General features: G+C 64.3%; 22 protein-coding genes. 18 read left to right on the top strand and 4 right to left on the bottom strand.

Annotated features, from left to right (window positions below):
- Positions 1-50: 50 nt before the first annotated feature.
- Together A6723_RS06130 and dapC are read left to right on the top strand one after the other, a co-directional pair.
- Positions 51-2,750 carry a [protein-PII] uridylyltransferase gene (locus tag A6723_RS06130; protein WP_054908324.1) on the top strand — a complete coding sequence of 900 codons (2,700 nt, stop codon included), beginning with the start codon at positions 51-53 and terminating at the stop codon, positions 2,748-2,750.
- Between the two features lie 29 nt (positions 2,751-2,779).
- A complete protein-coding gene (gene dapC, locus A6723_RS06125) occupies positions 2,780-3,976 on the top strand; it encodes a succinyldiaminopimelate transaminase (RefSeq protein WP_054908323.1) in 1,197 nt (398 codons plus the stop codon).
- 60 nt (positions 3,977-4,036) lie between these two features.
- Here dapC and A6723_RS06120 read toward each other — a convergent pair whose 3' ends face one another.
- Positions 4,037-5,698: a Na+/H+ antiporter gene (locus A6723_RS06120; RefSeq protein WP_054908322.1), complete on the bottom strand. Its 1,662-nt coding sequence runs from the start codon at positions 5,696-5,698 to the stop codon at positions 4,037-4,039.
- Positions 5,699-5,868: 170 nt separating this feature from the next.
- Here A6723_RS06120 and A6723_RS06115 point away from each other — a divergent pair, with 170 nt between their 5' ends.
- From A6723_RS06115 to A6723_RS06095, 5 genes are all read left to right on the top strand, one after another.
- On the top strand, positions 5,869-6,219 hold the full coding sequence (locus A6723_RS06115) for an ArsC family reductase (protein WP_024766089.1): 351 nt from the start codon (positions 5,869-5,871) through the stop codon (positions 6,217-6,219).
- Between the two features lie 11 nt (positions 6,220-6,230).
- Positions 6,231-6,857, top strand: a complete 627-nt coding sequence (locus A6723_RS06110) for a LysE family translocator (RefSeq protein ID WP_054908321.1) — start codon at positions 6,231-6,233, stop codon at positions 6,855-6,857.
- 42 nt (positions 6,858-6,899) lie between these two features.
- A complete protein-coding gene (gene dapD / locus A6723_RS06105; RefSeq protein WP_045209996.1) occupies positions 6,900-7,934 on the top strand; it encodes a 2,3,4,5-tetrahydropyridine-2,6-dicarboxylate N-succinyltransferase in 1,035 nt (344 codons plus the stop codon).
- 94 nt (positions 7,935-8,028) lie between these two features.
- Positions 8,029-9,234 (top strand): aminotransferase class V-fold PLP-dependent enzyme, encoded by a 1,206-nt coding sequence (locus A6723_RS06100; RefSeq protein WP_054908320.1) that lies wholly within the window; start codon positions 8,029-8,031, stop codon positions 9,232-9,234.
- Complete coding sequence (locus A6723_RS06095; protein WP_054908319.1) at positions 9,231-9,638, top strand: SufE family protein; 408 nt, start codon at positions 9,231-9,233, stop codon at positions 9,636-9,638. The genes A6723_RS06100 and A6723_RS06095 overlap by 4 nt, the downstream gene beginning before the upstream one ends.
- A 110-nt stretch (positions 9,639-9,748) precedes the next feature.
- On the opposite strand, the gene tcdA is transcribed toward A6723_RS06095, so the two are convergent.
- Positions 9,749-10,555 carry a tRNA cyclic N6-threonylcarbamoyladenosine(37) synthase TcdA gene (gene tcdA, locus A6723_RS06090; RefSeq protein WP_054908318.1) on the bottom strand — a complete coding sequence of 269 codons (807 nt, stop codon included), beginning with the start codon at positions 10,553-10,555 and terminating at the stop codon, positions 9,749-9,751.
- A gap of 284 nt (positions 10,556-10,839) precedes the next feature.
- Between tcdA and A6723_RS06085 the strand changes: the two genes are divergently transcribed.
- From A6723_RS06085 to A6723_RS06065, 5 genes are all read left to right on the top strand, one after another.
- Entirely contained in the window at positions 10,840-13,437 is a 2,598-nt protein-coding gene (locus A6723_RS06085) for a glycosyltransferase (RefSeq protein ID WP_054908317.1), read from the top strand.
- Positions 13,438-13,621: 184 nt separating this feature from the next.
- Complete coding sequence (gene dapE / locus A6723_RS06080; RefSeq protein WP_175405527.1) at positions 13,622-14,779, top strand: succinyl-diaminopimelate desuccinylase; 1,158 nt, start codon at positions 13,622-13,624, stop codon at positions 14,777-14,779.
- Positions 14,776-14,955 carry a hypothetical protein gene (locus tag A6723_RS06075; RefSeq protein WP_024766714.1) on the top strand — a complete coding sequence of 60 codons (180 nt, stop codon included), beginning with the start codon at positions 14,776-14,778 and terminating at the stop codon, positions 14,953-14,955. Before dapE ends, A6723_RS06075 begins: the two co-directional genes overlap by 4 nt.
- The gene (locus A6723_RS06070; RefSeq protein ID WP_054908315.1) at positions 14,955-15,764 is read left to right on the top strand and encodes a putative RNA methyltransferase; all 810 of its coding nucleotides are present in this window, start codon (positions 14,955-14,957) and stop codon (positions 15,762-15,764) included. The genes A6723_RS06075 and A6723_RS06070 overlap by 1 nt, the downstream gene beginning before the upstream one ends.
- A 10-nt stretch (positions 15,765-15,774) precedes the next feature.
- Positions 15,775-16,146: a hypothetical protein gene (locus A6723_RS06065; protein WP_054908314.1), complete on the top strand. Its 372-nt coding sequence runs from the start codon at positions 15,775-15,777 to the stop codon at positions 16,144-16,146.
- Positions 16,147-16,215: 69 nt separating this feature from the next.
- Here A6723_RS06065 and A6723_RS06060 read toward each other — a convergent pair whose 3' ends face one another.
- Together A6723_RS06060 and A6723_RS06055 are read right to left on the bottom strand one after the other, a co-directional pair.
- Complete coding sequence (locus A6723_RS06060; RefSeq protein ID WP_015476243.1) at positions 16,216-16,425, bottom strand: cold-shock protein; 210 nt, start codon at positions 16,423-16,425, stop codon at positions 16,216-16,218.
- Between the two features lie 574 nt (positions 16,426-16,999).
- Positions 17,000-17,443, bottom strand: coding sequence for a YMGG-like glycine zipper-containing protein (locus A6723_RS06055; protein ID WP_024766717.1), 444 nt, complete (start codon positions 17,441-17,443; stop codon positions 17,000-17,002).
- Between the two features lie 170 nt (positions 17,444-17,613).
- Between A6723_RS06055 and plsB the strand changes: the two genes are divergently transcribed.
- From plsB to rfaH, 6 genes are all read left to right on the top strand, one after another.
- The gene (plsB, locus tag A6723_RS06050) at positions 17,614-20,124 is read left to right on the top strand and encodes a glycerol-3-phosphate 1-O-acyltransferase PlsB (protein ID WP_054908313.1); all 2,511 of its coding nucleotides are present in this window, start codon (positions 17,614-17,616) and stop codon (positions 20,122-20,124) included.
- A 91-nt stretch (positions 20,125-20,215) separates the two neighbouring features.
- Positions 20,216-20,662 (top strand): low molecular weight protein-tyrosine-phosphatase, encoded by a 447-nt coding sequence (locus A6723_RS06045; RefSeq protein WP_054908312.1) that lies wholly within the window; start codon positions 20,216-20,218, stop codon positions 20,660-20,662.
- Positions 20,663-20,811: 149 nt separating this feature from the next.
- Positions 20,812-21,864 carry a glycosyltransferase family 4 protein gene (locus A6723_RS06040; protein ID WP_054908311.1) on the top strand — a complete coding sequence of 351 codons (1,053 nt, stop codon included), beginning with the start codon at positions 20,812-20,814 and terminating at the stop codon, positions 21,862-21,864.
- A gap of 307 nt (positions 21,865-22,171) precedes the next feature.
- Complete coding sequence (locus tag A6723_RS06035) at positions 22,172-22,618, top strand: low molecular weight protein-tyrosine-phosphatase (protein WP_054908310.1); 447 nt, start codon at positions 22,172-22,174, stop codon at positions 22,616-22,618.
- A 23-nt stretch (positions 22,619-22,641) separates the two neighbouring features.
- Positions 22,642-24,876 (top strand): polysaccharide biosynthesis tyrosine autokinase, encoded by a 2,235-nt coding sequence (locus tag A6723_RS06030; RefSeq protein ID WP_054908309.1) that lies wholly within the window; start codon positions 22,642-22,644, stop codon positions 24,874-24,876.
- A 41-nt stretch (positions 24,877-24,917) separates the two neighbouring features.
- The gene (gene rfaH / locus A6723_RS06025; RefSeq protein WP_064979586.1) at positions 24,918-25,415 is read left to right on the top strand and encodes a transcription/translation regulatory transformer protein RfaH; all 498 of its coding nucleotides are present in this window, start codon (positions 24,918-24,920) and stop codon (positions 25,413-25,415) included.
- Positions 25,416-25,453 lie beyond the last annotated feature (38 nt).

Genomic DNA, 25,453 nt, shown 5'->3' with positions numbered 1-25,453 from the left:
CCGCCCTCTTGCCCCTGCCCTCCCCTAAGCCATTGATCAGGAAGGCCGCCATGCCGCAGGTGGATCCCGAGTTGTTCGACCGTGGGCAGTTCCAGGCGGAACTGGCCCTCAAATCCAGCCCCATCGCCGCCTTCAAGAAGGCCATTCGTCAGGCCAACGACGTGCTGGATAGCCGCTTCAACGGCGGCCGCGATATTCGCCGGCTGATCGAGGACCGCGCCTGGTTCGTCGACCAGATCCTGCAGCAGGCCTGGAATCGCTTCGACTGGGGCGACGACGCCGACATCGCGCTGGTCGCCGTGGGCGGCTATGGCCGCGGCGAGTTGCACCCGCACTCGGACATCGACCTGCTGATCCTGCTGGACAGCGAAGACCAAGAAATCTTCCGCGAGCCCATCGAAGGCTTCCTCACCCTGCTCTGGGACATCGGCCTGGAAGTCGGCCAGAGCGTGCGCTCGGTGGCCGAGTGCGCCGAGGAAGCGCGCGCCGACCTCACCGTGGTCACCAACCTGATGGAGTGCCGGACCATTTCCGGCCCGGACAGCCTGCGCCAGCGCATGCTCGAAGCCACCAGCGCGAAGCAGATGTGGCCCAGCGGCCAGTTCTACCTGGCCAAGCGCAAGGAACAGATTCACCGCCACACCAAATACAACGACACCGAATACAACCTCGAACCCAACGTGAAGGGCTCGCCCGGCGGCCTGCGCGACATCCAGACGCTGCTCTGGGTCGCCCGCCGGCATTTCGGCAGCCTCAACCTGCACGCCCTGGTGCGCGAGGGGTTCCTGGTCGAGAGCGAATGCGCGGTGCTGGCCTCCAGCCAGGAATTCCTCTGGAAGGTCCGCTACGCCCTGCACATGCTCGCCGGCCGCGCCGAGGACCGGCTGCTGTTCGACCATCAGCGGCGCATTGCCGGGATGCTCGGCTATGAAGGCAACGACGCCAAGCTGGCCGTCGAGCGCTTCATGCAGAAGTACTACCGCGTGGTGATGGCGGTGTCCGAGCTGAACGACCTGATCATGCAGCACTTCGAGGAAGTGATACTGCGGGCCGGCGAGAACGGCCAGATCCTGCCGCTCAACAGCCGCTTCCAGCTGCGCGACGGCTACCTGGAAGTCACCCACGCCAACGTCTTCAAGCGCACCCCGTTTGCCCTGCTGGAAATCTTCGTGCTGCTCGCCCAGCACCCCGAGATCAAGGGCGTGCGCGCCGATACGATCCGCCTGCTGCGCGACAGTCGCCACCTGATCGACGACGACTTCCGCCACGACATCCGCAACACCAGCCTGTTCATCGAGCTGTTCAAGTGCAAGGAAGGCATCCACCGCAACCTGCGGCGGATGAACCGCTACGGCATCCTCGGCCGCTACCTGCCGGAGTTCGGCCTCATCGTCGGGCAGATGCAGCACGACCTGTTCCACATCTATACGGTGGATGCGCACACCCTCAACCTGATCAAACACCTGCGCAAGCTGCGTCGCCCGGACATGGCGGAGAAGTACCCGCTGGCCAGCAAGATCATGGAGCGCCTGCCCAAGCCCGAGCTGATCTACATCGCCGGCCTCTACCATGACATCGCCAAGGGCCGTGGCGGCGACCACTCGGAACTGGGCGCGGTCGACGCCGAGCACTTCTGCCAGCGCCACCAATTGCCGCCGTGGGACACCAACCTGGTGTCCTGGCTGGTGCAGAACCACCTGATCATGTCGACCACGGCCCAGCGCAAGGACCTGTCCGACCCGCAGGTGATCTACGATTTCGCCCAGCTGATGGGCAACCAGACCTACCTGGACTACCTCTACGTGCTCACCGTGGCCGACATCAACGCCACCAACCCGACCCTGTGGAACTCCTGGCGCGCCAGCCTGCTGCGCCAGCTCTACACCGAGACCAAGCGCGCCCTGCGCCGCGGCCTGGAGAACCCGGTCGACCGCGAGGAGCAGATTCGCCAGACACAGAGCGCGGCCATCGACATTCTGGTGCGCGGCGGCATCGACCAGGACGACGCCGAGCAGCTCTGGAGCCAGTTGGGCGACGACTACTTCCTGCGCCATACCGCGGCCGACGTCGCCTGGCATACCGAGGCGATCCTCCAGCACCCGGACGACGGCACGCCGCTGGTGCTGATCAAGGAGACCGCCCAGCGCGAATTCGAGGGTGGCACGCAGATCTTCATCTATGCCGGCGACCAGCATGACTTCTTCGCCGTGACCGTGGCCGCGATGGACCAGCTCAACCTGAACATTCAGGACGCGCGAATCATCACCTCCACCAGCCTGTTCACCCTCGACACCTACATAGTGCTCGACGCAGATGGCGGCTCGATCGGCAACAATCCCTCCCGAGTCGAAGAAATTCGCGAGGGGTTGGTCAACGCATTGAAGGATCCGGACGAGTACCCGACCATCATCCAGCGCCGCGTCCCACGCCAGCTCAAGCACTTCGCCTTCAACCCGCAGGTGACCATTTCCACCGACGCGGCGCGTCAGGTCAGCGTGCTCGAAGTGATAGCGCCGGACCGCCCCGGCCTGCTCGCGCGGATCGGCGGGCTGTTCCTGGACTTCGACCTGTCGGTGCAGAACGCCAAGATCGCCACCCTGGGCGAACGCGTGGAAGACGTGTTCTTCGTCACCGATGCGCACAATCAGCCACTCTCCGACCCCGAGCTGTGCAAGCGCATCCAGACCGCCCTGGTCGATATCCTTTCCGACGGCGGCCAGCAGAGCATGCCGGTACGCATCAGCATTTAGTCAGACTTTAGAAAGAAAGAGCCTTGCCCATGAATCCTGCCCTCGACTCGCTCCAGCCCTACCCCTTCGAGAAGCTCCGCGCCCTGCTGGCCGGTGCCCAGCCGCCGGCGGAGCTGAAGCCGATCGCGCTGTCCATCGGCGAACCCAAGCACCGCTCGCCGGAGTTCGTCGCCAAGGCCCTGGCCGATAGCCTCGACCAGTTGGCCGTCTATCCGACCACCCTGGGCATCCCCGCCCTGCGCGAAGCCATTGCCGCCTGGTGCGAGCGCCGCTTCAAGGTACCGGCCGGCTGGCTGGACGCTGCGCGCCACGTGCTGCCGGTGAACGGCACCCGCGAAGCGCTGTTCGCCTTCACCCAGACCGTGGTCGACCGCAACGCCAAGGGCCTGGTGATCAGCCCGAACCCGTTCTACCAGATCTACGAAGGCGCGGCCCTGCTGGCCGGCGCCGAGCCGCACTACCTGCCGTGCCTGGAAGACAACGGCTTCAACCCGGACTTCGAGGCAGTGCCGGCCGATATCTGGGCGCGCTGCCAGATCCTCTTCCTCTGCTCGCCGGGCAACCCCACCGGTGCGCTGGTGCCGCTGGAAACCCTGAAGAAGCTGATCGCCCTGGCCGACGAGCACGACTTCGTGATCGCCGCCGACGAGTGCTACAGCGAGCTGTACTTTGACGAGCAGAACCCGCCGGCGGGCCTGCTGACCGCCTGCGCCGAGCTGGGTCGCGATGACTTCAAGCGCTGCGTGGTGTTCCACAGCCTGTCCAAGCGCTCCAATCTGCCGGGCCTGCGCTCGGGCTTCGTCGCCGGCGATGCCGAGGTGCTGAAGAAATTTCTCCTGTACCGCACCTACCACGGCTGCGCCATGCCGGTTCAGACCCAACTGGCCAGCGTCGCGGCCTGGAAGGACGAAGACCACGTGCGCGCCAACCGCGACCTGTACCGCGAGAAGTTCGATGCCGTGCTGGACATCCTCGGCGGCGTGCTCGACGTGCAGCGCCCGGACGGCAGCTTCTACCTGTGGGCGAAAACGCCGGTAGCCGACACCGAGTTCTGCCGCGGCCTGTTCGACCAACAGCACGTCACCGTGGTGCCGGGTTCGTATCTGTCGCGCGAAGTGAACGGCGAGAATCCTGGCGCCAACCGCGTGCGCATGGCGCTGGTGGCTCCGCTGGCCGAGTGCGTGGAAGCAGCCGAGCGGATCAAGCAGTACGTAAAGAGCCTCTGAGGTTTTACACCCTTTAGGACCGAGAGGACGCCTAGTCCTCTCGGTCCTACAAGAGCACCATTACACCCAGCGCCCCGCCTTGCTGGTCACCCAGGCTTCCTGGCTGTCCAGCTCACCCAGCACCTCGCGCATGGTCTCGTCATCGATTTCATGCTCACGCCGCATGCGGTAAAGCTCCAGGCGCTGCGCGCGCAGCGCCTTGATACGCAGCGCCTGATCGGCCAGTTCCAGGCTGCGAGCGCGCTCGCGGGCCTCCTGGGAGTCCGGCGCCGGGTCCAGTTCGTGGCGATACTCGGCCATCAGTCGCGCCTTCACCTCAGTCAGGCGCGCCGCTTCGTCGGCATCCGCGCCGTCGCGAGTAGGCATTTCCTCGCCTTCCAGCATGTGGATGGCCGCCGCCGCGGTCTTGCGCCACACCGACTGCACTTCGCGCTCGCGTTGGTCATTGCTGGCTGCCGGCAATCCGCGCAGAAGAATCGGCAGGCCGATGGTGGCGGCGATCAGCGACACCAGGATCACCCCAGTAGCGATGAAGATGATCAGGTCGCGCTGCGGGAAAGCCGAGCCATCGAGCAACAGCAGCGGTACCGAGAGCACGCCGGCCAGCGTCACCGCCCCGCGCACGCCGCCCAGCGCCGAGATTGCCGACAACCGCAGCACCGGCTCGCCCGAACGACCGCCCAGCTCTATCCCCCACCACTGCTCGAAGCGCACCGACACCTTCCAGTAGCACCAGACCCAGCCGAAACGCAGCAGGATCAGCACGGCGAACACCGCCAGCACGTAGAACAGCAGCAGCGACGAGCGCCACATCACGTCATCGGCATGGTGGGAGACCGATTTCAGGATGTCCGGCAACTGCAGGCCCAGCAGCAGGAACACCACGCCGTTGAAGGCGAACTCGAGCATCGACCAGACGCTGCGGTTGAGCAGGCGCGTGTTGGTCTGCCGCGGCAGCAGGTCGGCCCAGCTCTGCATCATGCCGGCCGCCACCGCCGCCAGGATGCCGGAAACCCCCAGCTCCTCGGCGATCATGTAGCAGGCGAAGGGCAACAGCAGCATCAGCACCACGTGGGTCGCCGGATCATCCCAGCCGCGACGGATCATCCAGGCGCGAATGCGCCCCAGCAGCCAGCTGATGAACACCCCGCAGGCCAGCCCGCCAACCGCCACCAGCAGGAAGCTCAGGCTGGCATCCATCAGCGAGAAGGTACCGGTCATGGCAGCAGCGATGGCGAACTTGAAGGCGACCAGGCCGGAGGCGTCGTTCATCAGCGCCTCGCCCTGCAACACGTGCATCAGGCGCCTGGGAAGGCGGTCCTGGGCGATGGCCGAAACCGCCAGCGCATCGGTCGGCGACAGCACCGCCGCCAGGGCGAAGGCGGCAGCCCAGGGTATCTCGGGAATCAGCAGGTGGATGAAGACGCCGCCGCCGAGCACGGTGAACAGCACCAGGGCGAAGGCCAGGGTGAGGATCGGCCAGCGCATCTTCCAGAACTCGCCCTTGGGCATACGCCAGCCATCGGCGAACAGCAGCGGCGGGATGAACAGGAACATGAACAGTTCGGGATCGAGCGCCACGTGCAGCCCCAGGCTCGGCCAGGCGAGCATGGCGCCGGCGACGATCTGGATCAGCGGCAGGGGCAGCGGGATCAGTTGAGCGGCGAGCCGGGTTCCCCCCACGACCAGCAGCAGGATCAACACGGTGTAAACGGTTTGCATCGTCGAACTCCAACACAGCCATCCATTGAAACACCCATCGCGGAGCGGATCAGCCACGCTTCGGGCAAAAAACTGTTGCAAAACGCCGGCCTCCCGGCGGCGTCCCGCAAGGCGCTGGGAAATGGCATAATCCCGCGCCTGAAAAAAGCATCGAAAAGGAGTAGCGCCCCGTGAGCGAGCGGACGCTGTATGGAATCAAAGCCTGCGACACCATGAAGAAGGCCCGTACCTGGCTGGAAGAACATGGCGTCGACTACGCCTTCCACGACTACAAGACTAGCGGAATAGACCGCGCGCACCTGGAGCAATGGTGCAACGAGCATGGCTGGGAGACTGTCCTGAACCGTGCCGGCACCACGTTCCGCAAGCTCGACGACGCGCAGAAGGCCGATATCGACCAGGCCAAGGCCATCGAACTGATGGTGGCGCAGCCGTCGATGATCAAGCGCCCGGTGCTGGACCTGGGTGATCGCACCCTGGTCGGCTTCAAGCCCGACCTCTACGCCGCCGCCCTGGCCTGAGTCGCAGGACGATGAGCATCGCCTGGGCCCTGTTCCTCCCCGCCTGCTTCGCCCTGAACCTGGCGCCGGGACCGAACAACCTGCTGTCGCTGAACAATGCCGCGCGCTTCGGCCTGCTGCGCGCCACCCTCGCCGGTGGCGGACGGCTGCTCGCCTTCGCCGGCATGCTGGCCCTGGCCGCCTCCGGCCTGGCGCTGGTACTGCAAGCCTCGGCCTGGCTGTTCCTGGCGATCAAGCTGGTGGGCGCCGGTTACCTGCTGTGGCTGGCCGTGCAACTGTGGCGCGCGCCGACAGCGAGCCTGTCCGTCGATGGCGCCCCGGCTACCGCCACCAGCCTGTGGCGCCTGGCCCGCCAGGAGTTCTGGGTGGCCGCCGGCAACCCCAAGGCGATCCTCATCTTCACCGCTTTCCTGCCGCAGTTCGTCGATCCGCGTCAGGCCGTGGGCGCCCAGTTCGCCCAACTCGGCGCTGCCTTCCTGCTGCTGGAATGGCTGGCCATCGCCCTTTACGGGCTCGCCGGGGTCCGCCTCGGCAAGCTGCTCGCCGGCGCACGCGCACGGCGCCTGTTCAACCGTGGTTGTGCCGCGCTGCTGGGCAGCGCCGGGCTGGGCCTGCTGCTCAGTCGCCGTCCGGCCTGACCGAATTCATTCTTCGAGAATCTCTTTCAAGGAATCCCCCTCATGTCGAAATCCCTGTTCAGCATCGCTTTCGGTGTCGGCACCCAGAACCGCCAGGGCAACTGGCTGGAAGTCTTCTACGCGCAGCCGCTGCTCAACCCCAGCGCCGAACTGGTCGCAGCCATCAGCCCGCTGCTGAACTATGAAGGCGGCAACCAGGCGATTGCCTTCACCGCCCACCAGGCCTACCAGTTGGCCGACGCCGTTGAGACCGTCGACGCTGCCCAGGCCGCGCTGCTCAACCGCCTGGCCGAAAGCCAGAAGCCGCTGGTTGCCACCCTGCTGGCCGAAGACGCCGCCCCCAGCTCCACCCCGGAGGCGTACCTCAAGCTGCACCTGCTGTCCCATCGCCTGGTCAAGCCGCACGGCCTGAACCTGACCGGCATCTTCCCGCTGCTGCCGAACGTGGCCTGGACCAACCAGGGCGCCGTCGACCTGGCCGAACTGGCCGAACTGCAACTGGAAGCGCGCCTGAAGGGCAAGCTGCTGGAAGTCTTCTCGGTGGACAAGTTCCCGAAGATGACCGACTACGTGGTCCCGGCCGGCGTGCGCATCGCCGACACCGCCCGCGTACGCCTGGGCGCCTACATCGGTGAAGGCACCACCGTGATGCACGAAGGCTTCGTCAACTTCAACGCCGGCACCCAGGGCCCGGGCATGATCGAAGGCCGCGTCTCCGCTGGCGTGTTCGTCGGCAAGGGCTCGGACCTGGGCGGCGGCTGCTCCACCATGGGCACCCTGTCCGGCGGCGGCAACATCGTCATCAGCGTCGGCGAAGGCTGCCTGATCGGCGCCAACGCCGGCATCGGCATCCCGCTGGGCGACCGCAACATCGTCGAAGCCGGCCTGTACGTCACCGCTGGCACCAAGATCGCCGTACTGGACGACCAGAACGCCCTGGTGAAAGTGGTCAAGGGCCGCGACCTGGCCGGCCAGGCCGACCTGCTGTTCCGCCGCAACTCCCAGACCGGTGCTGTCGAGTGCAAGACCAACAAGACTGCAATCGAGCTGAACGAAGCGCTGCACGCGCACAACTAAGCTGGGCGCCCCGCTGATGCGGGGTACGCACTAAGCTTGGAGAAGCGGGGGCTGCGGCCCCCGTTTTACTTTTTCCGCAACCGGCCGCACGCCCATGTCCATTCCCTCGCCCTGGCGCTCCGACTTCCCGGCCCTCGCCGCCTTCGAGGCCGAAGGCCAGACCTACCTCGACAGCGCCGCCACCGCGCAGAAGCCGCGCGCCATGATCGACGCCCTCGCCGGCTACTACGGCAGTGGCGCCGCCAACGTACACCGCGCCCAGCACCTGCCCGGCGAGCGCGCCACCCGCGCCTTCGAAGCGACCCGCAGCCTGGCCGCCAGTTGGCTCAATGGCGGCAGCCCGGCGCAGATCATCTTCACCCGTGGCGCCACCGAAGCCCTGAACCTGCTGGCCTACGGACTGGAGGCAGACTTCCACAGCGGTGACGAGATCGTCGTCAGCGCCCTGGAGCACCACGCCAACCTGCTGCCCTGGCAGCAACTGGCCAAGCGTCGCGGCTTGAAACTGGTGATCCTGCCGCTGGACAGTGACGGCCGCATCGACCTGAACCGCGCCGCCAGCCTGATCGGCCCGCGCACGCGCCTGCTTGCCGTCAGCCAGCTGTCCAACGTGCTTGGCACCTGGCAACCGCTGCCGGAGCTGTTGCAGATGGCTCGGCAGCACGGCGCGTTGACCGTGGTGGATGGCGCCCAGGGCGTTGTCCACGGCCGGCACAACCTGTCGGCACTCGGCTGTGATTTCTATGTCTGCTCCAGCCACAAACTTTACGGCCCGGAAGGCCTCGGCCTGCTCTGGGGCCGCCCGGAGTCGCTGGAGCGACTGGCGCACTGGCAATTCGGCGGCGAGATGGTGCGCGTCGCGGACTACTTCGACGCACAGTTCCACAGCGCCCCGATGGGCTTCGAGGCCGGCACCCCGCCCATCGGCCCGGTGATCGCCCTGGGCGCCACGCTGCAGTGGCTGGCCGCCCAGGACAGCGCCGAAGCCAGCGCCCACGAGGATTTCCTCCACGCCCGCCTGCTCGCCGGCCTGCGCGCCCGTGATGGCGTGCGCGTGCTGGGCGAACCGGAAGTGGCGCTGGCCAGTTTCGTGGTCGAGGGCGTGCATGTGGCCGACCTCGGCCATCTGCTCACCGAACAGGGCATTGCCGTGCGCGCCGGGCACCACTGCGCCATGCCGCTGATGAAGACCCTCGACGTGGCCGGTGCCCTGCGGGTCTCCCTTGGCCTCTACAACGACAGTGCCGACCTGGAGCGTTTCTTCACCGCGCTGGACAGCGCCCTGGAGTTGCTGCGATGAGCCTGCCCGCCGCGGCCGCCGAGGCACTGAAGGCCTTCACCGCCTTGCAGGGCTGGGAGCAACGGGCACGCCTGCTGATGCAATGGGGCGAACGCCTGGAGCCGTTGAGCGAAACCGAGCGCAGTGACGAGCACCGCGTGCAGGGCTGCGAGAGCAATGTCTGGCTGCTGGCTGACTCGCGGGATGGCCGCTGGCATTTCCGCGCCTACAGCGATGCGCGCCTGCTGCGCGGGTTGCTGGCGTTGCTGCTGGTACGGGTGGAAGGCTTGCCGGTGGACGAGCTGTCTGCCATCGACCTGCCCGACTGGTTCAATCAGCTGGGCCTGGGCCGGCAACTCTCGCCGTCGCGCAGTAACGGACTCAACGCAGTCCTGAAGCGCATGCAGGAACTGGTCAGCGACTGAGCACCTGTTTTCGTAGGAGCGAGCTTGCTCGCGAACCCGCCCGACACCGTGGCATCCAGCCGAAGCGTTCGCGAGCAATGGCTAGGCGCCCCTCGGTCCTACAAAAGCGCCTAGCCTGCGGAACGCTCCGAAGGCCGCCGCGCCCCGGCGACGATCTTGTCCACTGCCCGCGCCGCCGCGACCATGCCGAAGGTCGCCGTGACCATCATCACCGCGCCGAAACCGCCGGCGCAGTCCAGCTTCACGCCCTCGCCGACGAAACTCTTGGACTGGCACACCGTGCCGTCCGGCTTGGGATAGCGCAGCTGCTCAGTGGAAAACACGCACTGCACGCTGTAGTGCCGGCCCGGCGTGCGCGAGAAGTTGTAGTCGCGGCGCAGCATGGAACGGACCTTGGCGGCCAGCGGGTCGTTGAACGTCTTGTTCAGGTCGGCGACCTGGATCTGCGTCGGATCGACCTGCCCGCCCGCGCCACCGGTGGTGATGATCTGCAGCTTGCGGCGCTTGCACCAGGCGATCAGCGCGGCCTTGGCGGCGACGCTGTCGATGCAGTCGATCACGCAATCCAGCTCCGCGGTGATGTAGTCCGCCATGGTTTCACGGGTAACGAAATCGGCTACAGCGTGTACGACGATGCCGGGATTGATTGCCTTCAGGCGCTCGGCCATGACCTCGACCTTGGGCTTGCCCACGGCGCCGTCCAGCGCATGCACCTGGCGATTGGTGTTGGTGACGCAGACGTCATCGAGATCGAACAGGGAAATCTCACCCACGCCGCTGCGCGCCAGGGCCTCGGCCGCCCAGGAGCCCACGCCGCCGATCCCGACCACCGCCACATGGCTGGCCGCCAGACGCTCCAGGCCCTCACGGCCGTAAAGCCGCGCGATTCCGCCGAAACGCTGTTCATCCAGTTGCATCGCCCACACCTCATCTCGAAACGGCCGGCATTCTATAACGACCGGTCACCTATAACGACCGGCCTTGGCAGGCTTGCAACAAAGCCGGATTGCCGCAGTCTCAGCCACGCGCCTGCCACACATTCTAAACTGTCGGAAAATGCCCACGCTCGCCGTCTCGGCGGACGGTGCCGGCAACCTGTACAGCCCCCGGAGTGCGGGGTAGGATGCGCCCCGACCGAAGAGTCTCCCGCGGAGACTGTCCCGGCCCCTCCCCGTTCCACCCTTTGGAACCCGATCGCACCATGTCTTCACGCAAGTTCGGCCTCAACCTGGTGGTTTTCGTCGCCCTCGCGGCACTCTTCACCGGCTTCTGGGCTCTCTACAACCGCCCGGTCAGCGTTCCCGACTGGCCGGAAAGCATTTCCGGATTCTCCTTCTCGCCCTTTCGCCTGAACCAGAATCCGCAGAAGGACCAGTTCCCCAGCGACGATGAGATCCGCTCGGACCTGGAACTGGTCTCCAAGAACACCGACAACATCCGCACCTACTCGGTGAAGGGATCACTGGCCGACATCCCGCGCCTGGCGGAAGAGCTCGGTATGCGTGTCAGCCTCGGTATCTGGATCGGCCCGGACGAGGCCGAGAACGAGGCCGAAATCGAGCGCGGCATCGAGATCGCCAACAACTCGCGCAGTGTCGTGCGGGTCATCGTCGGCAACGAGGCGCTGTTCCGCCGCGAGGTCACCGTCGAGCAACTCACCGCCTACCTGGACCGAGTGCGCAAGGCGGTGAAGGTACCGGTGACGACTGCCGAGCAATGGCACATCTACGAGAAATACCCGGAGATGGCCAAGCACGTCGACCTGATCGCCGCCCACGTGCTGCCGTACTGGGAATACACGCCGATGGACAACGCCGTGCCGTTCGTCCTCGAGCGCGCCAAGGAGCTGCGCGCCAAGTTCCCGCGCAAGCCGCTGCTGCTGGCCGAAGTCGGCTGGCCGAGCAACGGCCGCATGCGCGGCGGCGCCGACGCCACCCAGGCGGACCAGGCCATCTACCTGCGCACGCTGACCAATGCGCTGAACAAGCGGGGCTACAACTACTTCGTCGTCGAGGCCTTCGACCAGCCCTGGAAAGTCGGCGACGAAGGCTCGGTGGGTGCCTACTGGGGCGTGTATAACGCCCAGCGCCAGCCCAAGTTCAACTTCACCGGGCCGGTGGTGAACATCCCGCAATGGCGCGCCCTGGCGGTCGCCTCGGTGGTGATGGCGCTGCTTGCCCTGACGCTGCTGATGATCGACGGCAGCGCCCTGCGCCAGCGCGGGCGGACCTTCCTCACCGTGGTCGCCTTTGCTGGCGGCTCGGTGCTGGTGTGGATCGCCTACGACTACAGCCAGCAATACAGCACCTGGTTCAGCCTGACCGTCGGCGGCCTGCTGGGCATCGGCGCGCTGGGCGTCTTCATCGTCCTGCTCACCGAGGCCCACGAACTGGCCGAGACCGTGTGGGTGCGCAAGCGCCGCCGGCCGTTCGACCCGGTGCTGACCGATACCGGCTATCGGCCCAAGGTCTCGGTGCACGTGCCCTGCTACAACGAACCGCCGGAGATGATGAAGAAGACCCTGGATGCGCTCTCCAGGCTCGACTATCCGGACTTCGAAGTCCTGATCATCGACAACAACACCAAGGACCCGGCGGTCTGGGAACCGGTGCGCGACTACTGCGAAGTCCTCGGCCCGCGCTTCCGCTTCTTCCACGTCGCGCCCCTGGCCGGCTTCAAGGGCGGCGCGCTGAACTACATCCTGCCGCACACCGCACCGGACGTCGAAGTGGTAGCGGTGATCGACGCCGACTACTGCGTCGAGCCGAACTGGCTCAAGCAGATGGTGCCGCATTTCAGCGATCCGAAGATCGCCGTGGTGCAGTCCCCGCAGGACTACCACGACGGCGAGGAAAACGTCTTCAAGAAGCTCTGCTACGCCGAGTACAAGGGCTTCTTCCACATCGGCATGGTCACCCGCAACGATCGCGACGCGATCATCCAGCACGGCACCATGACCATGATCCGCCGGACCGTGATGGACGAACTCAAGTGGGCCGACTGGACCATCTGCGAAGACGCCGAGCTGGGCCTGCGGGTGTTCGAGAAAGGCTATTCGGCCGCCTACTCGCACCAGAGCTTCGGCAAGGGCGTGATGCCCGACACCTTCATCGACTACAAGAAGCAGCGCTTCCGCTGGGCCTATGGCGCGATCCAGATCATGAAGGGCCACGCCCGCGCGCTGTTCCAGGGCAAGGACAGCAAGCTGACCCTCGGCCAGCGCTACCACTTCATCGCCGGCTGGCTGCCGTGGATCGCCGACGGCATGAACATCTTCTTCACCGTCGGCGCGCTGCTCTGGTCCTCGGCGATGATCATCGTGCCCAAGCGGGTCGACCCGCCACTGCTGATCTTCGCCATCCCGCCGCTGGCGCTGTTCTTCTTCAAGTTCGGCAAGATCATGTTCCTCTACCGCCGCGCCGTGGGCGTGGACCTGCTGCGCTCGTTCCAGGCGGCGGTGGCGGGCCTCGCGCTGTCGCACACCATCGCCAAGGCGGTGCTCTACGGGGCGTTCACCAAGACCATCCCGTTCTTCCGCACACCGAAGATGGCCTCCAACCACGGCCTGCTGGTGGCATTGGCAGAGGCGCGCGAGGAGGTCTTCATCATGCTGCTGCTGTGGGGCGCCGCACTGGGCATCGTGCTGGTGCAGGGCGTACCGAGCCGCGACATGATGTTCTGGGTGGCCATGCTGCTGGTGCAGTCGCTGCCCTACCTCGCCGCACTGGTAATGGCGCTGCTGTCCGCCGCGCCCAAGGCCCAGGAGGCGCCCGCAGCGGACGTCGCGCCGGCCAACTGATGCAGCCCCTGTAGGAGCGAGCTTGCTCGCGAACAGACCTGGCGCCTTGGCATCAGGCAAAAGCGTTCGCGAGCAAGCTCGCTCCTACAAGATGAACCGTACCGCTGATCCACTCCCGAGAACGCCGGCCAAACGCCGGCGTTTTTGCTTTAAGATGGGCGCCTTTTTCCGTTCCACCCCCAGGATGCCCTCAATGTCCCTCTCGCCGACACTGGCCCTCGCCTGCGAGCTGATTCGCCGTCCCTCCGTCACACCGATCGATGCCGACTGCCAGCAGCTGATGATGCAACGCCTGGACGCCTGCGGTTTCGCCCTGGAGCCCATGCGCATCGAGGATGTGGATAACTTCTGGGCCCTGCGCCAGGGTCGCGACGGCGCCAATGGCCCGGTGCTGTGCTTCGCCGGCCATACCGACGTCGTCCCCACCGGCCCCGAGCAGGCCTGGCAGCACCAGCCGTTCGACGCCCTGATCGACGCCGACGGCATGCTCTGCGGCCGTGGCGCGGCGGACATGAAAGGCAGCCTGGCGTCGATGATCATCGCCACCGAGCGCTTCGTCGCCGACCACCCCGACCACCGCGGCAGCATCGCCTACCTGATCACCAGCGACGAGGAAGGCCCCGCCCATCACGGCACCAAGGCCGTGGTCGAGCGCCTCAAGGCCCGCAACGAGCGCCTGGACTGGTGCATCGTCGGCGAGCCGTCGAGCACCACCCTGGTGGGCGACATCGTCAAGAACGGTCGCCGCGGCTCCCTCGGCGCCACCCTGAGCGTGCGCGGCAAGCAGGGCCACGTGGCCTACCCGCACCTGGCAAAGAACCCGATCCACCTCGCCGCCCCGGCCCTCGCCGAACTCGCCGCCGAGCACTGGGACAACGGCAACGACTACTTCCCACCGACCAGTTTCCAGATCTCCAACATCAACGGCGGCACCGGCGCGACCAACGTGATTCCGGGCGACCTGAAGGTGATCTTCAACTTCCGCTTCTCCACCGAATCCACCGTGGAAGGCCTGCAGCAGCGCGTCGCGGCAATCCTCGACAAGCACGGCCTGGAATGGCACATCGACTGGGCGCTGTCCGGCCTGCCCTTCCTCACCCAGCCGGGCGAGCTGCTCGATGGCGTGGCGGCGGCGATCCGCGCGGTCACCGGCCGCGAGACCACGCCGTCGACCTCCGGCGGCACCTCTGATGGCCGCTTCATCGCCACCATGGGCACCCAGGTGGTCGAACTCGGCCCTGTCAACGCCACCATTCACCAGGTGGACGAACGTGTACTGGCCAGCGACCTCGATGTGCTGACCGAAATCTATTACCAGACCCTGGTGCGACTGCTGGCATGACTGGACCGAACAAAGGCTTTTGCCTGGGCGCCATCCAGCCCGACACCCCGCCGCCCGCGCCAGCTGCCGAGCGCCGCTATTCCTTGCGCGTGTACCAGATTGCCCAGCGCCGCCGCTCGCTGCCCACCGTGCTGCGCAACGACCTGCCGCAGCCGCTGGGACCGGGGAAAAAGTGATGCTGATCTGTCCGCTGTGCCACGAGGCACTCACCGAAGTCGACAACGGCGTGGCCTGCCCCGCCGGGCACCGCTTCGACCGCGCACGCCAGGGCTACCTGAACCTGCTGCCGGTACAGCACAAGAAGAGCCTCGATCCAGGCGATAACGCCGCCATGGTCGAGGCGCGCCGCTACTTCCTCGGCGCCGGCCACTACGCCCCGCTGGCCGGGCGCCTGGCCGAACTGGCTGCCGAGCGTGCTCCAGGGCGCTGGCTGGATATCGGTTGCGGCGAGGGTTACTACACCGCACAGCTGGGCGAAGCCCTGCCGCAGGCCGACGGCTACGCGCTGGATATCTCCCGCGAGGCCGTCAAACGCGCCTGCAAGCGCGCCCCGCAACTGACTTGGATGGTCGCCAGCATGGCCCGCGTGCCGCTGGCCGATGCTTCCTGCCAGTTGCTGGCCAGCGTATTCAGCCCGATCGACTGGAAGGAAGCCGCGCGCCTGCTGACTCCCGGCGGCGGTGTGCTGCGCCTGGGCCCGGCACGCGACCACCTGCTGGAACTGCGCGAACGCCTGTACGACGAAGTGCGCGAATACGTCGAAGACAAGCACCTCGCCGATCTACCTGAAGAACTGAAGCTGGCGCACACCGAACAACTGAGCTTCAAGCTGCCGCTGGAAACCCGCGAAGCCCGCGAGCACTTGCTGGCGATGACGCCCCACGGCTGGCGGGTCAACGCCGAGCGACGCGAACGCATCCTCGCCGAGCCCTTCGAGGTGACGGTCGCGGTACGCTACGATTGGCTGCAACGCCAAGAACCCTGACGAGGACGCCATGCGCCAACCGGATATCGAGATCTACATCAAGGATGCCGACCAGGCCGCCGTCAGCGCCTGGCTGGAGAAGGCACTTGGCCCTTGCAGCGAATGGCGCAAACAGGGCGAAACCCTCAAGTGCACCGCCGGTGGCATCCCTGCGACCTGGCTGCCAAAAGCCGTGGGCAAGTGGAACAGCTTGTTCCTGGACAGTGACAGCACCCCCTGGGACGACGACGCCGCCTGCGCCCGCGATGCCTGCGCCGCGCTGGACGTGGAAGTGCGCTGCGCACCGGGCAGCTGGAGCGAGGATCAGGGCGAGGAAGACGCGGATCGCTGGCTGAAAGTGACCGCCGCGGGCGTCGAGGAAATCACCTGGCGCACGGGCTGAACCCTGGCTTGCACAAGGCGTTAAAAACAAAGGCCCGTCCAATGGACGGGCCTTTGCTTTTTCGGGGGCTCAGACCTTGGCGACGTCTTCCGCCTGGAGGCCTTTCTGACCCTGGATCACCGAGAACTCCACTTTCTGGCCTTCGACCAGGGAGCGGTGACCATCGCCACGAATGGCACGGTAGTGAACGAAAACGTCCGGACCGCTATCGCGTTGAATGAATCCATAACCTTTGGCGTCATTGAACCACTTGACGGTTCCGACCTCACGATCAGCCATTACCACACTCTCCAACTTGCCTATTATTTTTGGATGGCCCCCGGGAATGAGGACTTCGGCAGTCGCCGGCTGAACGCTTTCCTTATCATCCAACCCGCACCGAATGGCACGTAGGAAGGTAATTCGAATAACGCCGACGGGCGACAGCGCTCCCGAGTATATAAATCAAAAGTTACAGCTGAAAAGCACTTTTTCATCCCCTCCGCGCCCCTATGACCAAACAGGACAAAGTGCCATTTTTCGGGGCCTGCAGGGCCATTTTGGTGCTCGTTACCACGCGTAACGAAAGTGTTTCGAACGTGGACCTTTTCGCACTTTCACGCAATTGCGGCGGGTAGTTTCGTTCCCGCTCGTCCGCTTGAGCGAGCTTCCGAAAAATCTTTCAGACAACGAATCAGGCGGCTTTCCAGTTGCCTCTGCGACGATATGCCCGACTATTCCGCTGCTGAATAGGCGTTCCGTTCTTCATCCAAGTCGATGGGAGATATCCCGGATAATTCCGCTTCCCACAGCAAACTGCGGACAGGCTGTGCACCATCGCGGTTCTTTTATCTCGACAACCCACCGCCGCAATTCAGGGACTGACCTGATAACCCCGGCCCTGCATACAACCGCCATAGGCGCTGGCACTAGCCGAACTCTGGGTACGCCGATCCTGCCGACGCTCCTGGCGCTGCCGCATGCCACCGACAGCCGCACCGGCAGCCGCCACTTCGCCGGCACGGTTCTGCCGGTACTGCTGTTTGGCATCATCGCTGGCGCGGTCGTAGAGTTCGTCGTGCTGCTGCCCGCGCACTTCTGCGCCGACGGCTCCGGCCGCCGCGCCCTTCGCCGCGCCGCGAACCCGTCCGCCGACATGCGGATCGGAACTGGAACTGCTGGCCGCCGCCGCGTTGCAATCGGCCATATCCTGCTGCATCTGCTGGCTGCTCTGCCCTTTGAGCGGAACCACTGTCTGGGCCTGGGCAGGTAGCGCGGCGCAAAACGCCAGCAGGCATCCCAAGGTAAGCGCACGCATCGCGGAACCTCCCTAGAAGTTCATCCCTCAAAGGGCAGGATAGCCGCTACCCACGGGGCATCCGTGCAACTCCGACCAAGCGCTCGCGGCTTTGCTGGCGGGGGCCTAATCCGGCAAACTAGCCGGTCTGAGCAATCGCTCGTTTTATCTCTGCCAGCCATAGGGCCTGTATGCCTCGTTACCCGTTCCGCCGCTTCGGTTTCGGTGCCCTGCGCCGCCTGCTTTACCTCTGGGTGCGCTCGGAAACCATCAACCAGTCGTCCTTCAGCCTGAAGATCGACCGCAGCAAACCGGTCCTCTACGTCCTGCAACAGCCTTCGGTGAGCGACCTCGCCGTGGTGGATACCGAATGCCGCAAGGCCGGCCTGCCGCGCCCGGTCATGCCGGTGGCAGTGGGTGAATCCATCGAACCCGCCGCCTTCTTCTACCTGACGCCCGAGCCCGACTGGCTGGGTCGCCAGGACAAACGCGGCGCCCCGCCAGCGCTGGTGCGCATGCTCGGCGCCATCGGCCAGAACGGCATCGACGATGCACAGATCGTCCCGGTCAGCGTGTTCTGGGGCCAATCGCCGGACAGCGAAAAGAGCGCATGGAAGCTGCTGTTCGCCGACAACTGGGCCGTCACCGGCCGACTGCGCAAGCTGGCGCGCATCCTTATCCTCGGCCGCAAGACCCGCGTGCAGTTCTCCGCCCCCATCCATCTGCGCGAGCTGGTAGAGCAGAACAAGGGCCACGAACGCACCCTGCGCATGGTCCAGCGCATCCTGCGCGTGCACTTCCGCAACCAGAAGACCGCAGTGATCGGCCCTGACCTCTCCCACCGCCGAAACCTGGTCAAGGGCCTGTTGCGTGCGCCGCTGGTGCGCCAGGCGATCCAGGAAGAATGCGAAACCCAGAAGATTTCCCAGGAGAAGGCTGAAGCCGCCGCCCTGCGTTATGCCAACGAGATCGCCGCCGATGTCTCCTACCCGGTGATCCGCTTCCTCGAAGTGACCCTGACCTGGTTCTGGAACAAGCTCTACGAGGGCGTGAAGGTCAACCACATCGAGCGCGTCCAGGAAGTCGCCCAGGGTCACGAGATCGTCTACGTGCCCTGCCATCGCAGCCACATCGACTACCTGCTGCTGTCCTACCTGCTGTTCCGCAACGGCCTGACCCCGCCGCACATCGCCGCCGGCATCAACCTGAACATGCCGGTGGTGGGCTCTATCCTGCGTCGCGGCGGGGCCTTCTTCATGCGCCGCAGCTTCAAGGGCAACCAGCTTTACACCGCGGTGTTCAACGAATACCTGCACACCCTGTTCAGCCGTGGGTTCTCCACCGAGTACTTCGTCGAAGGCGGCCGCTCCCGCACCGGGCGCATGCTGCATCCACGCACCGGCATGCTGGCGATCACCCTGCGCAGCTTCCTGCGCGACTCGCGCCGGCCCATCGTCTTCGTCCCCGTGTACATCGGCTACGAACGCGTGCTCGAAGGCCGCACCTACTTGGGTGAACTGCGTGGCGCGGCGAAGAAGAAGGAGTCGATCTTCGACATCTTCAAGGTGATCGGCGCGCTCAAGCAGCGCTTCGGCCAGGTGTGGGTGAACTTCGGCGAACCGATTCACCTCGACGACTTCCTCGACCAGCAGCAACCCGATTGGCGCGAGCAGGAACTGGGCCCGGAATACCGCCCGGCCTGGCTCTCGGAAACCACCAACCACCTGGCCCGCGACGTCGCCCGCCATCTCAACGATGCTGCCGCGATCAACCCGGTAAACCTGGTGGCGCTGGCGCTGCTCTCCACTACCCGCCTGGCCCTGGACGAAACCGCCCTGGCGCGGGTGATCGACCTCTACCTCGACCTGCTGCGCATGGTGCCCTACTCGCCCAGCGCCACGCTCCCCGAGGGCGACGGCCAGCAGTTGATCGAGTACGTGAAGAGCATGAACCTGCTCAGCGAGCAGAAGGACGCCCTGGGTCGCATCTGCTATCTCGACGAGCAGAACGCGGTACTGATGACCTACTACCGCAACAACGTCCTGCACATCTTTGCCCTGCCGGCGCTGATCGCCAGCTTCTTCCAGAACAGCGGCCGAATCAGCCGGGAACAGCTCCTGCGCTACACCCGCGCGCTGTACCCGTACCTGCAGGCCGAGCTGTTCATCCGTTGGAGCCTGGATGAGCTGGACGCGGTAGTCGACCAGTGGCTGCAGGCCATGGTCGCCAGCGAACTGCTCAAACAGGAGAACGACACCTTCATCCGCCCGGCCCCCAGCTCGCGCCAGTATGTGCTGCTGACCCTGCTGGCCCGCGCCATCGCCCAGACCCTGCAGCGCTTCTACATGTCCATTTCGCTGGTGCTGAACGCCGGGCAGAAGCAGCTCACCGCCGAGGAACTGGAAAACCTCTGCACAGTGATGGCCCAGCGCCTGTCGGTCCTCCACGGCCTCAATGCCCCGGAGTTCTTCGACAAGAGCCTGTTCCGCCACTTCATCCAGACCCTGCTGGACGAAGGCGTGCTGCGCAAGGACGAGAACGGCAAGCTGAGCTACCACGAACTGCTCGGCGAACTGGCCGAAGGCGCCGCCAAACGTGTGCTGCCGGCGGAGATTCGCCTGTCCATTCGCCAGGTTGCGCTGGAACGCCCGCCCCAGGAAGAAACCGCGCCCACCGAGCAGCCGCCCGCCAGCCAGAGCTGAGCCCTGCAGCCCCTCTGACGGCGGCTTGACGCCCCTGCACCACGACCGATAGATTTCTGACGATTATCGGTCGCGGTCAGGGACGCTCCACGTGTTCAACAGGATTCTGATCGTCTGCATCGGCAACATCTGCCGAAGCCCCATCGCCGAACACCTGCTCCGCGAATCCCTGCAGGGCACCGACATCGCCGTGGCCTCCGCCGGGCTCAGCGCGCTGGTCGGACACCCCATCGACAACACCGCCCTCGCCATCCTCCGCCGCCACGGCCACCACCCCCAACCTCACCGTGCCCGCCAACTCGACGCCGAGATGATCCATGAGGCCAATCTCATCCTGGTCATGGAACAATCGCAGATCGACAGCGTGATTCGCCTGGCGCCTGAGGCCCGCGGCAAAACCTTCCTATTGGGCAAATGGCAGACCGATCAGGAGATCCCGGACCCTTACCGCAAAGGCCCTGAAGCCTTCGAACGTGCGTATTCGCTGATCGAGTCGGCGGTCACCCCGTGGATCGGCCGCGTGCTATTTCGCCGGTAATTTGGCGCTCCATTCGACTTCCGATAAAAGCGTCAGAAATCCTTACATTGCACTGCTGAAAAAGGCTACGCTCTAGCCCAGCAAGACCATATTCAGCTGTTTGGTCTCCCAGTTACGACGAGTAATTTTCCAGGGGCCTACATCGCTTTATGAAGATCCTGCACATCACCGAGTCCTTCGGCGGCGGCGTCACCTCGGCCATCAACTCCTACATCCTCAACTCCCAGCAGCATGAGCACTACCTGCTGGCCTCGGTGCGCAAGGGCGATACCACCGGTGAGGAAAGTCAGGGCCTGTTCAAGCACATGGAACTGGTGCCGCGCCGGCTTTCCAGCCTGGCGCGGGTGAAGCCCTACATCGATCGCATACAGCCGGACGTCATCCACCTGCACAGCACCTATGCTGGCGCGCTGATCCGCGCATTGCCGTTCATCCCGGCGCAGAAGATCGTCTACACCCCGCACGGTTTCGCCTTCCTGCGTGGCGATCATCCCATGATGCTGAAGGCCTACCGCGCCATCGAGTCGCTGCTGGCAAGGCGCACCGCAGTGATAGCCGGCTGCGGCATGGATGAGCAACGCATTGCCGGGGAACTGATCGAACCGGGGCATACCCTGGGGCTGGTCAATGTCTGCGACGAACTGCCGGAGGTACCGACAGTTCGCAGCCTCACCAGCAAGCCGGTGGTCGGCATGGTCGGGCGTATCAGCCGGCAGAAGGGCCATGACTACTTCCGCGCCGTGGCCGAAAGTTGCCGGGACGTCGCCCACTTCAAATGGATTGGCGGAGGCGACGCCCAGGTCATGGCGGAGATGGTTCAGGCCGGCATCGAAGTGACCGGGTGGCGTCAGCGCGACGAAGTCATCGCCCATATGAAGGGGCTCGACCTCTACTTCCACACCGCCGCCTGGGATGGCTTTCCCATCTCGGTACTGGAGGCGGCAAAGCTCGATCTCCCTATCGCGTTGCGACGCATCGGCCCGTTCGTTGCCGAAGGTTTGGCCACCGCACTTGATCTAACAGAGGCAAAACGGCAAGTCATCGGCTTCACCCAACGCGACCCGGCCGTTCTGGCACAGCTATCGCGCAACAGCCATTGCATCCAGCGCCAGCACTCCGGCGAGCAACTGCAATCATCGCTGGAAAACCTGTACTCCCGCTTCAACCCAGCGCGCGCCGTCGACCGGCTTGCTACTGGCTGAGTCCCGGCCCTGCAAATGCCCGGGCAAGCGTTAGTTTGCCCGGGCAGAAGCCCCCGCGAAACGCCCCTCAATACCGCCCCGTAGACCCTCGCCTGACGCCCGCAACCGTCCACCATCTGGCCGGATAGTGTTATTTCGCCACATTCAAAGCTTGTGGGAGTTCATCCCGGAGGCAGCGCAGCATCCATCTCCTCCGCCACCGGAATATTCCGAAACCCACCAATCGGCCGGAAAGCGCATTGAATCACCCTGCCACGCGGCTTAATTTCGCCAGCCTTAGGCATCCACCACAAAGGCGGAATTCAGCGTGTTCAATCAGGTGCTCATCGTTTGCGTCGGCAACATCTGCCGCAGCCCCACTGCAGAGCACCTGCTGCGCCAAGCTCTTCCTGGTCGCAACATACAGGTTGGTTCGGCCGGCCTAGCAGCGCTGGTCAACCAGCCGATCGAGCAACACGCCCTCGCAACACTCTCGCAGCATGGCCAACAACCCGCGTTGCATCGCGCCCGCCAACTGACCCCGAAGATTCTTAAGGACGCCGATCTGGTTCTGGTCATGGAGCGCAACCACCTGCGCGACATCAACCAGCTATCTCCGCAGTCCCGAGGCAAGACCTTCCTGCTCGGCAAATGGCAGCGCGACCGGGAAATTCCAGATCCGTACAGACAAGGTGAAGCTGCCTTCGAGCATGCCTATGCCTTGATCGATGAGGCAGTCGCCACATGGTCCCGATATCTCCGCACCACTCGATAAGCGTTCATCGCGAAGTACCCTTCATGCAGCAAGCGCAATCCTTTACGCCACAAGCGTCCGCCGACGACGACGAAATCGACCTGCTCCGGCTGTTCGGCGTCCTGATTGATCACAAATGGATGATCACGGGCATCACTGCCGGATTTTTGCTGGCAGGCATTGCCTATGCCGTGCTCGCTACCCCTGTCTACCGCGCCTCGGCGACCATTCAGGTGGAGCAGAAATCGCCAGGAATTCCTGGATTGACCGAGATGAGCGATCTCCTCGGCGGCTCGCAATCCCAGGCTGTGACCGAGATCCAGCTACTGACCTCGCGTAGCGTGATCGGCAAGGCCGTGGACAATCTGCACCTGGACATTGATGCCAGCCCGTCGTTGTTTCCGCTGATCGGCAGCTTTTTCCAGCGCCGCTACCAGCCTGACAATCCCGGCGACATCGCCCCGGCCCCGCTGGGAATGAGCCGCTTTGCCTGGGGCGGCGAGTTGCTGGAAATCTTCCAGCTGGAGGTCCCCGATAGCCTGCTCGAAAAGAATCTGACGCTGGTTGCCGAAGAGGCTGGAGGTTTCCAGCTGCTGGATGACGACGACAACGTGCTAATCGAAGGTTCCGTCGGCCAGGCCTATGACGAACGAGGCATCAAGCTACAGATCAAAACCCTGCACGCCAATGCCGGGACTCGCTTCCACGTCACCAAACACCGTCGGCTGAGCACGATTCTCGACTACCAGGACGCACTCAAGGTGGCCGAGACCGGCAAGGATTCCGGCATCATCGATCTGACGCTGGACGACAATGACGCGCCCAGAGCACTCGCCGTACTGAACGAGATCAGCCAGCAGTACGTTCGACAAAACGTCCAGCGCGCCTCCGCCGAGGCGGCTTCCAGTCTGGAGTTCCTGCGCGGGCAACTGCCCGAGGTCCGTCACGATCTGGAAACTGCCGAGAACGCATTGAGCAGCTACCAGACCAAGGCCAAGTCGGCCGACATCAGCCTTGAAACCAAGGCGCTGCTCGACCAGAGCGTCGCCCTGGACACCAGCATTTCCGAGCTGAAGCTGCAGCAGGCTGAGATGGACCGCAAGTTCACCCGCCAGCATCCTGCCTATCAGGCGCTGGCCAGGCAGATCGGTGAGCTCACAGCCAAGCAGAACGGCCTTGCCAAGCGCGTCGAGGGCCTACCGGAAACGCAGCAGGACCTGTTGCGCCTGACCCGGGACGTCGAGGTCAGCACTACCATCTATACGCAGCTGCTGAACAAGAGCCAGGAGCTGGATGTTGTGCGGGCGGGCTCCGTCGGCAATGTGCGTGTCATCGACACTGCAGATGTCGACGTCACCAAACCGGTGAAACCCAAAAAGCCGCTGATCGTCGCCATCGCCACCCTGCTCGGCCTGTTCTTCGCCGTCGCTCTGGTACTGCTACGCAAAGCGCTGAATCGGGGCATCGAAACCGCAGACGCCATCGAGCAACTGGGACTGCCGGTCTACGCCTCAGTCCCCTTTAGCGCTCTACACAAAGCCGATGAAGATCAACTAGGGGAAGGCAAGAAAGACGGCCGTGCGGTTGCTCCGTTGCTTGCAACGAGCCATCCCACGGACCTCGCCATTGAGTCGCTGCGCAGCCTGCGCACCAGCCTCCACTTCGCCATGCTGGAGTCGGGTGACAATCGGCTGATGATCTCTGGCCCGAGCCCCGATGTCGGAAAATCCTTTGTCAGTTCAAACCTTGCCGCCGTAATCGCCCAGACCGGCCAACGCGTACTCCTGATAGACGTGGATATGCGCAAGGGCTACCTGCACAAGACGCTCGGCGTTAACGACAAGGTCGGCCTGTCGGATCTGCTCATCCAGCGCTGCAGCTTCCAGCAGGCGGTGCAACGGACCAAGGTGGAAAACCTCCACTTCATCTCCCGTGGGGAGATTCCACCGAACCCTTCCGAATTGCTGATGCATCCGAACTTCACCAGCTTGCTGGAGACAGCCAGCAGCGAGTTCGACCTGATCATCCTGGATACCCCTCCCCTACTGGCCGTTACCGATGCCGCCATCGTCGGCCACCAGGCAGGCACCAGCCTGATCGTCACCCGCTTCGGCCGCAATGCCCCGCGTGAGATCGAACTGACCATCCGCCGATTTGCGCAAAACGGCATCCAGCTCAAGGGCGCCATCTTCAACGGCGTCGAACGCCGTGCGGCTGATTACTACGGTAATGGGGCCTACAGCAATTATCAGTATGAGTACCTCTCGGATAAGTCCTGAAGCTTTCCCGAAAGCGATACCCCTGATCAGGGGAGTGAAATATGCAAGTTACAAATGAAAAACGCTGGTACCTGGTGCAGTGCAAACCCAAGCAGGACTTTCGTGCACTCAAGCATTTGCAACGCCAAGGTTACGAGTGCCTGCTACCGAAACGCCAGATTGAACGACTACGCAACGGCCAGTGGAATCACCAGGAAGAGCCCCTGTTCCCCGGCTACCTATTCATTGAACTGGATACATTGCAAGACAATTGGATGCCAATTCGCTCAACAAGAGGCGTTAGTCAGATCGTCCGATTCGGATCCAACCCTCTGCCAGTTCCCAGTCACGTCATTGATAGCCTGCGACTTCAGAAAAATCCAGAAGAGCATGAATTCAAGCCAGGAGAAAGAGTCATGGTTGACTGGTCAGGAACCCAGGGTATGGAAGCGATCTTCCTGGCAAAAGATGGTACTGAGAGAGTATTGCTTCTACTCAAATTGCTGCAGCGGGAAGTTCAAGTCAGCGTTTCAACCCACAGCTTGGTCAAGGCTGGCTAGTGGCAGAACCCTTGACTAATACGTGATATCGACGCTTC

Origin of the sequence: Pseudomonas sp. AU11447, from assembly GCF_001672555.2 — a bacterium.
Lineage (GTDB): Bacteria > Pseudomonadota > Gammaproteobacteria > Pseudomonadales > Pseudomonadaceae > Pseudomonas > Pseudomonas nitroreducens.
This window is presented reverse-complemented; position numbering and strand designations above follow the sequence as displayed.